At 50.8% G+C, this 13,058-nt stretch carries 14 protein-coding genes; 6 read left to right on the top strand and 8 right to left on the bottom strand.

The features are described from left to right. The first annotated feature begins 80 nt into the window (after window positions 1-80). Window positions 81-971, top strand: coding sequence for a LysR family transcriptional regulator (locus AK95_RS04140; RefSeq protein ID WP_071218705.1), 891 nt, complete (start codon window positions 81-83; stop codon window positions 969-971). 69 nt (window positions 972-1,040) lie between these two features. On the opposite strand, the gene AK95_RS04135 is transcribed toward AK95_RS04140, so the two are convergent. From AK95_RS04135 to rlmN, 6 genes are all read right to left on the bottom strand, one after another. Next, window positions 1,041-1,859, bottom strand: a complete 819-nt coding sequence (locus tag AK95_RS04135) for a GNAT family N-acetyltransferase (protein ID WP_071218704.1) — start codon at window positions 1,857-1,859, stop codon at window positions 1,041-1,043. A gap of 460 nt (window positions 1,860-2,319) precedes the next feature. Beyond that, on the bottom strand, window positions 2,320-2,856 hold the full coding sequence (locus tag AK95_RS04130; RefSeq protein ID WP_071218703.1) for a GNAT family N-acetyltransferase: 537 nt from the start codon (window positions 2,854-2,856) through the stop codon (window positions 2,320-2,322). 324 nt (window positions 2,857-3,180) lie between these two features. Then, window positions 3,181-4,107 carry a macrolide 2'-phosphotransferase MphI gene (mphI, locus tag AK95_RS04125; RefSeq protein WP_071218702.1) on the bottom strand — a complete coding sequence of 309 codons (927 nt, stop codon included), beginning with the start codon at window positions 4,105-4,107 and terminating at the stop codon, window positions 3,181-3,183. Window positions 4,108-4,615: 508 nt separating this feature from the next. Then, window positions 4,616-4,906: a DUF6509 family protein gene (locus AK95_RS04120; protein WP_071218701.1), complete on the bottom strand. Its 291-nt coding sequence runs from the start codon at window positions 4,904-4,906 to the stop codon at window positions 4,616-4,618. Window positions 4,907-4,960: 54 nt separating this feature from the next. Continuing rightward, window positions 4,961-5,431 (bottom strand): DUF3052 domain-containing protein, encoded by a 471-nt coding sequence (locus AK95_RS04115; protein WP_071218700.1) that lies wholly within the window; start codon window positions 5,429-5,431, stop codon window positions 4,961-4,963. Between the two features lie 145 nt (window positions 5,432-5,576). Beyond that, complete coding sequence (rlmN, locus tag AK95_RS04110) at window positions 5,577-6,638, bottom strand: dual-specificity RNA methyltransferase RlmN (protein WP_071218699.1); 1,062 nt, start codon at window positions 6,636-6,638, stop codon at window positions 5,577-5,579. 307 nt (window positions 6,639-6,945) lie between these two features. Here rlmN and AK95_RS04105 point away from each other — a divergent pair, with 307 nt between their 5' ends. Further along, window positions 6,946-8,427 (top strand): FAD-dependent oxidoreductase, encoded by a 1,482-nt coding sequence (locus AK95_RS04105; RefSeq protein WP_071218698.1) that lies wholly within the window; start codon window positions 6,946-6,948, stop codon window positions 8,425-8,427. Between the two features lie 57 nt (window positions 8,428-8,484). Continuing rightward, the gene (locus AK95_RS04100) at window positions 8,485-9,081 is read left to right on the top strand and encodes a TetR/AcrR family transcriptional regulator (RefSeq protein ID WP_071218697.1); all 597 of its coding nucleotides are present in this window, start codon (window positions 8,485-8,487) and stop codon (window positions 9,079-9,081) included. Between the two features lie 92 nt (window positions 9,082-9,173). Here the strand turns inward: AK95_RS04100 and AK95_RS04095 are convergent, their stop codons facing one another. After that, window positions 9,174-10,133 carry a metallophosphoesterase family protein gene (locus AK95_RS04095; RefSeq protein WP_071218880.1) on the bottom strand — a complete coding sequence of 320 codons (960 nt, stop codon included), beginning with the start codon at window positions 10,131-10,133 and terminating at the stop codon, window positions 9,174-9,176. 191 nt (window positions 10,134-10,324) lie between these two features. Here AK95_RS04095 and AK95_RS04090 point away from each other — a divergent pair, with 191 nt between their 5' ends. The 3 genes from AK95_RS04090 to AK95_RS04080 all read left to right on the top strand — a co-directional run bounded on the left by AK95_RS04090 (window position 10,325) and on the right by AK95_RS04080 (window position 12,855). After that, window positions 10,325-11,098: a DeoR/GlpR family DNA-binding transcription regulator gene (locus tag AK95_RS04090; protein ID WP_071218696.1), complete on the top strand. Its 774-nt coding sequence runs from the start codon at window positions 10,325-10,327 to the stop codon at window positions 11,096-11,098. Next, complete coding sequence (locus AK95_RS04085; RefSeq protein ID WP_071218695.1) at window positions 11,098-11,949, top strand: DMT family transporter; 852 nt, start codon at window positions 11,098-11,100, stop codon at window positions 11,947-11,949. The genes AK95_RS04090 and AK95_RS04085 overlap by 1 nt, the downstream gene beginning before the upstream one ends. 102 nt (window positions 11,950-12,051) lie before the next feature. Next, window positions 12,052-12,855 (top strand): alkaline phosphatase family protein, encoded by an 804-nt coding sequence (locus tag AK95_RS04080; RefSeq protein WP_071218694.1) that lies wholly within the window; start codon window positions 12,052-12,054, stop codon window positions 12,853-12,855. A 112-nt stretch (window positions 12,856-12,967) separates the two neighbouring features. On the opposite strand, the gene AK95_RS33320 is transcribed toward AK95_RS04080, so the two are convergent. After that, a partial coding sequence (locus tag AK95_RS33320) for an IS3 family transposase (protein WP_162487510.1) occupies window positions 12,968-13,058 on the bottom strand: 91 nt, incomplete at its 5' end.

Below are 13,058 nucleotides of genomic sequence, written 5' to 3'. Positions count from 1 at the left end.
ATATCAATGGATACCCTATATTAAAAATATCTGATTTATAGGGATACCATACCTTAAAGGTATGGAAAGGGGGTATGAACATGGATATTCGACAGCTACGATATTTCCTGACGATTGCACAGGAAGGGCAGATCACACGTGCAGCAAAACAGCTCAATATGGAGCAGCCTCCATTAAGCCGTCAGCTGAAACTAATGGAGGAAGAGCTCGGGGTTCTGCTGTTTGAACGCAGCGGCAAGCAGCTTCAGCTCACCCACGCAGGCGAGCTGCTTCAGAACAGAGCCGCGTCCCTGCTGAACCAGTTCAATGAAACGCTAACCGAGGTAAAGGAGATCCACGCGGGAATCCGCGGCATGCTCTCCATCGGTGCCGTCGTCTCCTGTATTTCGCTCCTGCCGCAGCGCATCCATATCTTTCGGCAGCAATATCCTGAGGTCACCTTCAAGATCCGGGAAGGCGATCACTCCCTGTTGGCGGATCAGCTCGACAAGCGCAATATCGAGCTTGCGGTGACCCGGCTCCCTTTCGAATCCGGCTTCGGGCCTGAGCGTTATGCCGTTCAGCCTTTGCCCTCCGACCCGTTCGTCGCGGTCCTTCCAAGCAGCTGGGAAAGTGTATCCTCCCATTCGGAAATCTCGATGCGCGAGCTCGCGGAATATCCGTTCTTGTCCTTAAAAACCGATCAGACAATCGGCATGCACGAGCGGGTAATACAAGAATTTAAGCGCGGCGAGCTTGAACCGCGTGTCATATGCGAATGCTCCAGCGTTGCCATTATCGTTGCATTGGTAGCGGAAGGCATCGGCGCCACCATTTTACCCGAGTCAGTGATGTCCTCATTTACGATTCCCAACATTCGGACACTGTCCATTACGAGCGCTGACTTCCAGTCGGATGTGGGTATTGTCTGGCTCCGGGATCATGTACTATCCAATCGGGCTATGCATTTTTTAGCTACCTTTATAGAATAACATTTGTTGATGCCCTTCGTCTTCCCCGGCTTTGTCCAAGCCGTGCCGCTTTAGCGGATTCATTATTCCTTATTCATTGTTAACAAACTTGAAGTCGCTAATCGTCCCGCAGCGGCTAAACCCGATATGTTGATACAATCGATTGGAGACCGGGTTGGCCTGATCGGCATACAGCATGGGTACCAAACCGTCCTGCAGCAAGCGAAGTCCGAGGTCTGCAACCAGGGCGCCGGCGTAGCCTTTTTTCCGTTCAGCCCTCGGCGTGTATACAGCGTTGATGCGACCGTGCCGTGGTGACCGGTGTGCAACATTAGCCATCGAGACCGCTTTGCCGCCGGCTATCCATAAATATAACCCACCCTGCTGAATGAGTCGCTGCGCCGTCTCGACCTGGCTTGCCGCATTCGCGCGGACCCCATAAGCATCCTCCGAGAATCCGACCAGAAACTGGGCCACCTGCTGCGTATCTTCAGCAGCGGCCTGTCTGATGGTGCCCTCGACGAAGTGAGGGGGCTTCACGGCAGGGGCATGATACGACTCCATCGTCATATGATGACGGTAGGTCTCACGACGTTCCTCTGCGTAACAGCTTGCAAACTGCTCTGCCACATCCGGCTCCCCGGTCACCCCAGGCAGGGTCACCTCCTTAAGCTCGCTAACCAGCGCTTGGAGCAGGTGCTGCCGCCTATCTTCGGAAACCTTCCGGGAAATCCATAACCATGCATTCCCACGAGGAGACTGCGCAAAGATCATGCGTCCATCCGGCGATTTCAGCCCCAAGTTCTGCGGCGACCCGGCAAGGAGATGAATCAGATTGTATGACACCTCATCCTGAATAAAATCTTCCTGGTACAGCACCTCGTCCTGAGGCATCAACTTCGTTAACATGATTCAGCCTCCCTCTCTCTAACATGATCTTTCCCTGCCCGGCCCAAGTGGTGGACCGATCGCACGGACCCGCCGCCTTCAGCGTCTCCGTCAGCCCAAAAAACACAAAAAAGCCCCGTCCCCTATAGGGACGGAGCCTTGTCTCCGCGTTACCACCCTGATTCGCGCCGGCAAGCCGTGCACGCACTCTTGTCATCATCCATCAATGATGCCCCATGATAACGGCTGGGAATACCCGGATACGCCTCAAGTTATAAACGATCGACGGATCTGCTCCGAGGTGATGGCCATGCATCGCTGCTGACTGCTTCGCACCACCCAGCAGTTCTCTGGCTCAGCTTCCTTTGCGACTCTGGCGTCCTCATCCTGGCATGTTTGAAAAATTTAACTCAGTTTACTCCCGGCGGCATCCAGCTGTCAAGCCCGATTTCACCTATGAAGAAATGCTGGAGACTCCATCTCATTTGTTATTAAAACGGAAGACCAGCATATCCCCCTTCTCCGGATGGACGCCATCATGCTCCGTATATCGTCCGCCCGTGTACGTGTTCAACGTTTTTCGCCAAAAAATCTGGGTACTCATATTGCGCTCGGTCGGATTCGTTTGCAGCTCCCATGCACCTTGGAAATGATCGAACACAAGCTCAGCCGCTCGTTGGGCTACACCTTGTCTTCGAAAAGTCCGAAGCACAAAAAAATCATTCAAGTAGTACTGGATATTCGGCGATGGAATGTATGGCGTGGTCGCCACCAGGGCCAGCCCTGCCGCAATACCATCTACGGAGATCAGATAAGGAAAAAGAACCGATGGCTGCTCCCACCACACATCGAGCTGCTTGCTCTGCTCGCTTAAGGTCGGCACATCCTCTTTTTCAAATACACCGAACCGGTTAGGACGGACCCCCCATATCTCAGCAATGTCATGCAAGTACAGCGGATATATGTTATGCAGAATAAATGACTGTTCCTTCGGGCATAAACGTACCTCAATATTCACGGTCAATCCCCTCCCTAATGAATGATGTATGTAAGTTTAGTATGTCTAGGATAACATATTTACTCTACCAAGAGGTTTACAGGTATGTAAATTGCGTTACGAATGTAATAAAAATCCGTTAACCCTACTCCTTATTTCACCATGATTTTATTATATGTCCTACAGCTCATCCAAAATAATGTTGAATTCTGTTAATTTATATCATGCAAAGAGCCAACCGAATGTATGCATCGGTTGGCTCTTTGTTTTCTCAGCGCTGTCTTCAGTGCGTTTGCAGTCTTATCAAACGGGGATAAACCCCCTTGCCGCATCCTCCTGCGAGGCTTACTCCGTCAAACCCAGAGCATTCCGCGCCATCGTCATATACTCTTCCTGGCCTGTCAGGAGAGCGAACTGGGCGATCAGCACGGGATACGCGGCATGCTGTTCGACAATATGATCGAACATGCGCGGCCATACCTTCCCTCCGGCTTGTTCATACCGGTCCAACAGGACACGGAGATTATGCTCGCCATAAATAGCGTAGTATAACACGAAGTCTTTGGCGGGACTTGCTACCTCGGACTCCGTCCAATCCAAAAGTCCGGTCACCTGCACGCGCTCATCAATCAGGATATGCGGGGGATGAAGATCGCCATGGATGAGGGCAGAATGCGTCGGCCAATAGGAATCCTCCTCCAGCCATTTTTGCCATCTCTCCCACAGCGCATCGGAAACGCCCAGACGGCTCTTGATGTCTTCCATATTTCGCGCCGTCTCATCACGAACCTCTTGGGGACTCTTTACCCGCAGACCTGCTGCTCGGGCTGCATCATGATCGACGCCATGCAAGGCAACCAGCGCTTCAGCCAGTGAGCGGATAAACCCGTCGCCCGGATTCTCATGATCCATATTCCATGCATATCCTTCCATGCTGACGGAAGCGGCAGGCTGCCCGCTAAGCAGCGGATAGGCGATGAGCTCCGGCGTGTAAATCCGCCAATCCGGTACATCAACCGAAAGATGGGATTGAATCAGCTTCAGGACCCTAGCTTCGTTATCTGCTCTATCCAGCACATCCGGTCGTCTCGGTTTCCGCAGAATCCACCGTGCTCCAGTCCCTGCCTCCTCTGCGAATCCAACAAGGAAATCCATGCCGGATTCATTCATCTCTATTCCCTCCGGAATCAAATTCACCCCGTGTTTTCCGGCAATCTCCAGCATCTCTTGGATCACTTGTGTATAATCATCATTTGGTTTTGCTATTGTCATAAGGAATCAATCCCCTTCCATTTTACATTGCATCATGGCCGTCATTACAACAAAAAAGCACAGGCAACGAGCTGCCTGTGCTGGGTAACCGGAACGGGTCTAAGCTGTCCACCGTTCCTGAAATGCCTACTCGAAATACACATTCAAATAAAACAGGAAGGTGAGAACACCGTTATCCCGCAAATGAAAATAAGTGTATTTTTATAGACATATCATAAAAATGGGTTACGTAAAAAAGACGGACCCATCCCGATTACCCTGCATCTGTGCAGGTCTCTTTAGCGCTATATCATTAGCCGCGAAAAGATCTCAATCGGGAATAATCCAACATACGTAACCCTCCGTTCGTTTATAAGTTGTGTATAACTTTACCAAAACCATTCGTAGTTTGCAAGGCCTATTTGGGCAATGTTTCCCATTTCATTGGAATAAGATTCCATCGGTTTGGATCAGCACAGAAATAAACCAAGTCACTCCGCACGTGCCTGTTCTCATCTTCCGGCTCTATTTACGCTTCCTGCAAATGCTCTTTGCAAAACGTCAAGAGTTCTTCCTCTTCCTCGGTCTCCATATCGAAGTCCAGGTACTGGTCCGTTGTCCGCTCATAGAAGTCGTATTTTACAATGCGCGAAGACTCTTCATCATCCAGATAAATCACTCTCAGATAGACGCCATGCTCCGAATAGAGCTCGTCGTCCTCCGGCACGTCCAAATCGCATACAAACTCAAAGCGTTTGCCTGCCAGGATTCCAAATGGATCCTTCACCAGTTCAACGCTATATTCTTTGATTGTCAGCATATTCCCATCCTTTCTATCACTCTGATATCTCCCGTATGCCTATCGAGCTTGTAATTATTTATCGTCTTCTTGACCGGTCCGTTCCTTCCCCTTCGCGGTTGCTGCGAACGATCTGGTCATGGACTTGATCAACTCCACTTTACGGTAACGCAAGGCGGACCAATCCTCATCGATAGCGATTTGCCGGACGGGCTCATAGCCTTCGTCAGCAAGAATGCCCGTAATGCTCTCCCGGCTGCAATCGGAGTTCTTGTAGGTTTTGGACGATTTCTTGGGGTAACACAGCCACAGCAGGCCGTTGTCAGTCACAGAGCTGGCCGCGATCTTGGCTAAGCGCTGCAATTCCTCATTGCTTGTCCCGAAGGCTTGCACAAAATCGTAAGGCACTTGCTTAGGCTCCGTATGAACTTCCCCTTGCAGGGAATTGATGACCTCTTGATAGGCCTGTGGTGCGTTTAGCATCAGAATCGGTTGGCCGAGGTCCTTGAATTGCAGCTTTTTGACGGTTGGATGTGTCTCCAGCATGTTAAAGCATCCTTCCTCTCGATTCAATTTTTATATAACGCTTCGGATTTTATTAAGAAGAGCATACCCAAATGAATGGGTACGCCCTTACAGCTGGTCAATCCACATGGCGGTTAAATTCCCCTGGGATTGCGCGTTATTCTTGTTACTGCGCTTTCTTGATCTGCTTGCTTCGCAGCTGCCCGCAGGCTGCATCGATGTCGGTTCCATGCTCCAGACGAACGCTGCAGCTGATGCCTTGTTTTTTCAAAGCATCGTAAAAAGAGGTAATCGATTCTTTTGTGCTGCGCTGATATTGGCTGTGCTCATCCACCGGGTTGTACGGAATGAGGTTCACATTTGCCAGATTGCGTCGCTCGCCAATAAGCTCTGCCAGCTCAAGCGCATGCTCCCGCTGATCGTTCACATCCTTCAGCAGAATGTACTCCAGCGTGATACGGCGATTCGTTTTTTCCAGATAATAATCAATCGCTGCCATCAGCTTCTCGATCGGAATCGCTTTGTTAATCTTCATAATGCGGGTTCGAATCTCATCATTCGGCGCATGCAAGGAGATGGCAAGATTCACGCCCAGATCGCTGTCCGCGAACTCGACGATTTTGTTAGCCAGCCCGCTGGTCGATACCGTAATATGACGGGGACCGATGGCAAGCCCCTTATGATCCTTGATCACGCGAATGAAATCCGACATGTTCTCATAATTATCAAACGGCTCCCCGATCCCCATTACCACGAGATGGCTGACCCGCTCGCTGTTGCCTTGTTGATCCAAGTGAAGCTGTACCTGCATGACCTGCTCCACAATTTCCGCTGCGGACAAATCCCGGCTCTTCTTCAGCAAACCGCTGGCGCAGAAGCTGCAGCCAATGTTGCAGCCGACCTGGGTAGTCACACAGACCGACAAACCGAATTTATGCCGCATTAATACAGTCTCAATCAGATTTCCGTCCACCAGCTTGAACAGGAACTTAACCGTTCCGTCCAGAGACTCCTGCTTGGTGTGCTCCTCCAAGGTCAGAATCGTATAATGCTCCGCGAGCAGCTGCAAGCATTCCGGATGCACATCCGTCATATCGGAAAAAGCGGTGACCCGCTTCCGATACAGCCACTCCCATACCTGTGTTGCCCGAAACTTTTTATGTCCACGCTCGCCTAGCCAAGCCGTCAACTGATCTAATGTTAATCCATAAATGGATGGTTTGTTCATTGATTGGTCCTCTTTCTATTCATAGTCCACTCCTTATTGTCCCAAAATTCCGAAGCGAACACAAGGGGAGTTATAGGCAATTCACGCTTCTTATACGTAAATCAGGATTGACATATCCAATAAATACCTTTATCTTATGATTGACTGACCCAATCAATCATAAATATAGAGTAGAAAGGAGACATCGCTCCATTCGTTAAGGACATTCACCGCTATTTGTCCTGCTTCTTTATCCAAATTTGAAATTCAGAGGATGTTTTCCGTTTATCATTGACTGACTAAATCAATCTATACAGGAGGTCTTCGAATGAAAACAAAAGGCAAAGCGCTCATTCTAGGTGGAGGCATAGCCGGACTATTCGCTGCAACCGTGTTATCCAAGCATTACGAAGAGGTGATCATCACGGATCGGGATGAGTTTCCGGCAGGACCGGAGACTCGGGCGGGTACGCCGCAAGCCTATCATCCGCACCGTTTCCTTGAGCGCGGCAAGATGATCGTTGAACGATGGTTCCCCGGCATAACCGAGGAGCTGGTTCAGCACGGGGCCCACCCCCGGGCGCATAAGTCCGTTAAAATGACCAACCGCTTCGGCACGCTGGAAATGCCCGATGAGCGCAATGCGGGATGCAGCCGATCCCTGCTGGAGTGGACGCTGCGCAGCAGAGTGGCCAAACTGCCCAACGTCACCCTCCTACCGAAACTGACGGCCCAACAATTGCTGTTTGACGCAGACAAGAATACCGTTACCGGCGCGGTGTTCCGGGACAGAAGCGTCGAAGAGCCGGCACTCCTTCATATGAATGCAGATATCGTCGTGGATGCAAGCGGGCGCGGTTCCAAGCTATCGGATTGGCTCCAGAACCTCGGTTATGCGCCACCCGAGGCCGAAAGGCTGCACATATCCCTTGGTTATAGCACGCGGCATTATAAGGTGCCAGAAGACATCCACGCGGCGTGGAGCACCATTGTGAACGAAGGAGATCCCTCCCGTGGTATCGGCACGGCCGTATTTAATCCGATAGAGAACCAGATTGCGGAGGTTGTTCTGTACCGCGCGGGAGGAGACTCTTATCCGACAACCAACCATCAGCTGTACGACCAGGAGGCACAAAATCTGTTCGGCGCTACCATCGGAGATTTGTTTCAGCAGCTTGAACCCGTCTCAAACCCGCGCGGCTACCGGATCGAGGAATGCCTGAGACAGCATTTCGAGCAGATGGAGGATTGGCCTTCCGGTCTGCTGGTGCTCGGTGATGCTTTATGCAGCTTCGATCCGATATTCGGCCAGGGCATGACGGTGGCCGCCATCCAGGCAGATACACTGGACCAATGCTTGCAATCGATGCAGAATGGAGCACTGCCTGAGGAGGGATTCGAACGCTTCGCCCTTCTAAAGATTCAATCCGCGATGGAGCCTGCATGGTGGCTTAGCGCAGCCGCGGATCTCAGATGGCCGGGCGTGACATACGAGGGCCACCTGTCCGCCCAAGGCTTCTCTTTTGCCCAGAGTCTGTTCGATATATGCCAGGAGCTGGCTTATGATCATAACGATATGGCCGTATTCGAACAGTATATGATGGTAACGGGTCTCTTCACCTCACCTCAGGATTTGTTTAATGCCGAATATATCACCGCACTCGTGAATGCAGACCCAACGGGTAAAGGTAAAGCTTGGCTCCATCAAGTATTACAGGAGACAAACCTGCCGCTGGAAGAACTACTCGCCCGGATCATTCCGGTCTTTAATAATGAATTTCTGCCCTTATCCATGGGATTGCCCGAATAAATCAAATGCGTTATTGTTGATATCAGCAAGAGAATACCATGATGAGGGATGGACGCAATGGCCCCGTTAAACGAAGAACAACTGCATCAAATACGCGACGAACGAAAAGAACAAATCATGCGAGCAGCTATCAAAGTATTTTCCAGAAGAGGTATTTTCGGAACCAAGATGAGCATGATCGCCAGTGAAGCCGGGGTCAGCCACGGTCTTCTCTATCATTATTTTAAATCCAAAGACGAGTTGTTCATCACGCTCGTTCAATGGTCGATGGAGGAGGCACGGCTAGCGCTCTCCGAAATCTATAACGTGCCCGGTACCCCTCTTGAGAAAATTACATTGCTAACCTCCATAATTCTCCAAGAGGATGATAATACGCACTTTATGCTGATTCAGCAAGCACGTACCTCGGATGGCGTGCCCGAAGAGGCCAAGCGGATTATCGAGAGCTATTCCATCCATGCCTTTGTTGACCAGTTGATGCCGCTGTTCGAAGCAGGGCAGGATGCCGGGGAGATTGCGGCTGGCGATCTGAGAGAGCTCGTAGCCTGTTATTTATCCGTGCTATCGGGATTAATGACGCTGAAGTCCCAAGAGGACCCGAGCTATACGCCCCCAAAGGCGGAGCTGCTGCTGCGACTGCTTAGGAACGGATAAGGATAATAACGCAAACCAAACACACCTCCCATGAAACATCCGGATCTTTTCCGTACATTTCATAAGAGGTGTGTTTTTACTATTGTCGTATATCAGAGGGACGTCTCGGGTTCATGCTTCTCCTGTTCCCGTATCTGCGAGCCGTCGCTTAGCGTAATCCAAGTGTCGAACTGCCGCTGTCCTTCATGCAGGCGAATAACCCTCGCACCACGGAGCATGCCTTCCCGGCCATACGTACCATAACCGGTTGCTCTGCCGTAACAAAGACGGATGCCGTGCAGCTCCCCCCAGTAATCATTGATATGATCATGTCCGGCGAACGTGCCCATCACATCGCCCCGCTCCAGCATGGCTGCGAACAGACCGGTATTCACCTCTGGACAGCATACCCTTTCTAACTTGCTGCCATAACACGGCTTCCGCTCCCACACCTCACGATACTCCGGCAGAGGGATATGAAAAAAAGCCAATGACGGCAGCGGATTCCCTTGACGCTTGGCGCTGTAAGCCAAGGACGCCATCTCATACCAGCGGATCTGATCGCGCCGAATCCAATCGTACCCCGAAACAGCAGGATGTTCGGACTCTCTCCCAGAATCGAAGAAGTACAAAACGGCCGCTGTCTCTTCCCCATTGTTGCCGTATAAAGGAAGCGTATAATTCCCCACGCCATGAATTTCCGGCGAGCCGTGCTCTGCACAGTTGTAGGTGTGCTGCAGGGCTGCATCCATAAGCTCTTCACGTGTGACATCTCCTTCCGTATCGTGATTCCCGAATACGAAGGCCCAGCGAATTCCACGTAACTCCACCGTCTTTACAACATCCTTGAAGGCCTGCACTGGATCCTGGCACTTTTTCCAGCCGGGATCGGCTTCACCCGAATAAATGAGATCGCCCGTAAATACCACCAGATCCGGCTGCTCCAGGTCCAGTACCGTTTCCATGCAGCGTCGGCTCATCTGATCCTCCGGCTCCCCATTCTTCCAATGAATATCTGTGAATTGCACAATCTTGAAGGTATGATCGTCTCCGAATCGAAGAGTTGGCTTCAACATAACCGTCTCCTTTACATGGGCATGTGGTTTTTTAATGAATTTTTGTGGTTTTATGTGTATATTAGTGGAGGAAACGACGAAAAGTCAATGATTTTTCGTTGACAACACCGTTTAACCAGCCTAATATAAGATCAAATCCACATCTTCGGTCAACATCAGTCATACACAATATTGAGGTGAATGAATTTATGTCTGTAACCTATGAGGAACGCAGGGGGAAGATCTTAAATCAATTGGAGCTTGAGGGCAAGGTGAGAGTTCACGCCCTTGCAGAGCAGCTGGAGGTATCCGCGGAAACGATCCGCCGGGATTTGGACCGGTTAGAGAAAGAAGGCCAGCTGCGCAAAGTTTACGGCGGCGCCGTCAAATCACGTTCCGGGCAGATTGAGCCGTCCTTCACCAGCCGTTCCCAGACATGCGCAGAGGAAAAGGCTGCGATCGGTAAACTCGCCGCCTCCCTAGTTAAGGATGGGGAGACCATTCTGCTGGATAACGGAACAACCACGATCGAAGTCATGCGTTATCTTAAAGACAGGTCTGATGTCACGGTCATCACCCATTCGCTGCCTGTCCTGAATCTGGCGATGGAGATTTTTCAGGGAAAGATTATTTATATCGGCGGGGATATGAACCGGACCAAGCAGGCGGCAACAGGTCCTCTGACCGAAATGCTGCTGGAACAGTTCAAGGTGAATAAAGCGTTCATCTCGGTCGGTGGTATTTCTTTAACCGATGGCATTACCGATTATGATCTGGATGAAGCCTACATATCGCGAAAAATGCTGGAGCGTTCGGAGGAAGGCATCGTTCTTGCCGATCACACCAAGCTCGGGGTAACCACGTTCTCGAAGCTCGCCAAACTGGAGGACATCTCCATGGTTATCACGGATCCGGGCTGTTCGCAGGAATGGGTGGATAATCTGTCCGCCCGCAGCATTGAAGTCCTTATCGGACATTTCTGATGGAGCTGCTATCCCTGCTGTTGGTGCTGTCTTCCGGTCTTACCCATGCCCTTTGGAATCTGTTCACGAAGCGAAGCATTCATAAATCGGTGTTTCTGTGGTGCATCCATTCGGTCACCTTAATCCTCCTGATGCCTTCTTTTCTCATGGAGATGTCAGGGCTGAAGCTGGAACCGCACATTTACGGACTTATGCTTCTGTCCATGACCATTCAGGGCTTCTATATTACGCTGCTCTCCAAAGCCTATACCCATGGCGATATGTCCCAGGTATACCCGTTTATGCGAGGGCTTGGGGCCATGCTGACTTCGCTGTGCAGCCTCGTGTTGTTCCATGAGCATCTAAGTGCGGCGGGTTATATGGGCCTAAGCATCATTATCTTTTCGTTGTTTGCTTTGTCAGGTTTAAGATTCAGAGGTCCTTCCAGCCTGAACCCCAAGGCCTTAATCTATGCTTGCCTGGTCGGGCTCTGCATTTCCGGTTATACCCTGACCGATAAGGCGGTTCTGGATGCGGGGGTCTCCCCGATCGCGCTAATCCAGTTATCCAATATCAGTTATTTCGTCGCTCTCATCGTTCCCGTGATAATGTCCAGAGGGCTGAAACAGGAATGGTCGTTGAACTGGCGCACAATTCTGCTGGGCTCGATCCTGGCACCGGGTTCTTACTTGTTATTCCTGTTCGCCATGCGGCTTACGCCGCTTGCGCACATCGCACCGGTCCGTGAAATCAGCACGGTATTCGGCACTCTGCTCGGCATCATCGTTCTGCGTGAGCAGCAAGGCTGGCGGCGAATCATTACGTCCGTACTCATCACGCTGGGTATCATCACCATTGCCTCATGGGGGTAGCAACCGCCATTGCTGCAAGCAATCCTGTACACATTTTGCATAATGTCTTATTCAGCTTCTATGCTTAAAGTTCAAATTGTTCTTACCGAGGAGGATCTATCGATGGCTAAACGTGTCATTATTCTTGGAATTGATGGGGCAGGCAGGTTCGTTCAAGAAGCGGATGCACCGCATCTTCACGCCCTGCTGCAAGCAGGAGCCTACTCGTACGATGCGCAGACCGTATTTCCCAGCATCAGTGCTGAATGTTGGGGCTCGTTGTTATATGGCGTAAGCCCGGACCAACACGGTCTTGATAATGACCGGGCGATCCACGGGCAAATTCCGGAGAGCTTTCCCTATGCATCACTATTCAAGCTGGCCCGCCAGCAATGGCCGGATGCTCCTCTGTCCGCGTTCAGCTGCTGGGAACCGATCAACACAGGAATCATTGAGAATACCATTAATGTTCATATGGAATCCAAACCGGACCCCGAGCTGACGGAAGCCATCGTCGATTATATTCATGAGCAGCCCGATTTCAAACTGATGTTCATTCAGTTGGATCACCCCGACGGCGCGGGCCACAAGTACGGATTCGGTACCGATAAGCAGCTGTTACAGATTGCCGTTACGGATAAGTACGTAGGCATGATAATCAAGGCACTGGATGATCAGCAGCTGCTGGAAGACACTTGGATCATCACGGTTACGGACCATGGCGGCGGAGGCGCTCATCCTAATGACCATGGCAGTGACCACCCGATGGATATGACCATCACTTGGGGGATTACGGGTCCGGGCGTAAAACCCGGCCTTCTCGACGCTCCGATCAGCATCATGGACACGGCCGCCGTCATCGGTCATGTGCTGGGGCTGCACACACCGGATTGCTGGGAAGGCAAGGTGCCTGAAGGAATATTCTAATCCAGAAATTCGTATTATGGCGGAAGCCCGTCCTAATTAATGATCATTTATCCATATATAAAAAGCCGGCGATTACTGAAGTGACCCCCAAAAGTTAGACACGGTTATTTCATTAGGCAGCTTTCTCAAAATGAGTTCGGTACTGTACCGGACTCATTTTTAATTTTGCCTTTAACCGTTTGGTATTGTAGTATTCAATATAT

The sequence above is a fragment of the Paenibacillus sp. LC231 genome (genome assembly GCF_001860525.1).
Classification (GTDB): domain Bacteria; phylum Bacillota; class Bacilli; order Paenibacillales; family Paenibacillaceae; genus Paenibacillus_AQ.
This window is presented reverse-complemented; position numbering and strand designations above follow the sequence as displayed.

Bases quoted from the DNA above. Each gene is read 5' to 3' on its own strand.
- AK95_RS04090 (WP_071218696.1), top strand. From the start codon at position 10,325: ATGTCTGTAACCTATGAGGAACGCAGGGGGAAGATCTTAAATCAATTG.
- mphI (WP_071218702.1), bottom strand. From the start codon at position 4,107: ATGACAATAGCAAAACCAAATGATGATTATACACAAGTGATCCAAGAG.
- AK95_RS04135 (WP_071218704.1), bottom strand. From the start codon at position 1,859: ATGTTAACGAAGTTGATGCCTCAGGACGAGGTGCTGTACCAGGAAGAT.
- AK95_RS04080 (WP_071218694.1), top strand. From the start codon at position 12,052: ATGGCTAAACGTGTCATTATTCTTGGAATTGATGGGGCAGGCAGGTTC.
- AK95_RS04100 (WP_071218697.1), top strand. From the start codon at position 8,485: ATGGCCCCGTTAAACGAAGAACAACTGCATCAAATACGCGACGAACGA.
- AK95_RS04085 (WP_071218695.1), top strand. From the start codon at position 11,098: ATGGAGCTGCTATCCCTGCTGTTGGTGCTGTCTTCCGGTCTTACCCAT.
- AK95_RS04115 (WP_071218700.1), bottom strand. From the start codon at position 5,431: ATGCTGGAGACACATCCAACCGTCAAAAAGCTGCAATTCAAGGACCTC.
- rlmN (WP_071218699.1), bottom strand. From the start codon at position 6,638: ATGAACAAACCATCCATTTATGGATTAACATTAGATCAGTTGACGGCT.
- AK95_RS04120 (WP_071218701.1), bottom strand. From the start codon at position 4,906: ATGCTGACAATCAAAGAATATAGCGTTGAACTGGTGAAGGATCCATTT.
- AK95_RS04140 (WP_071218705.1), top strand. From the start codon at position 81: ATGGATATTCGACAGCTACGATATTTCCTGACGATTGCACAGGAAGGG.
- AK95_RS04105 (WP_071218698.1), top strand. From the start codon at position 6,946: ATGAAAACAAAAGGCAAAGCGCTCATTCTAGGTGGAGGCATAGCCGGA.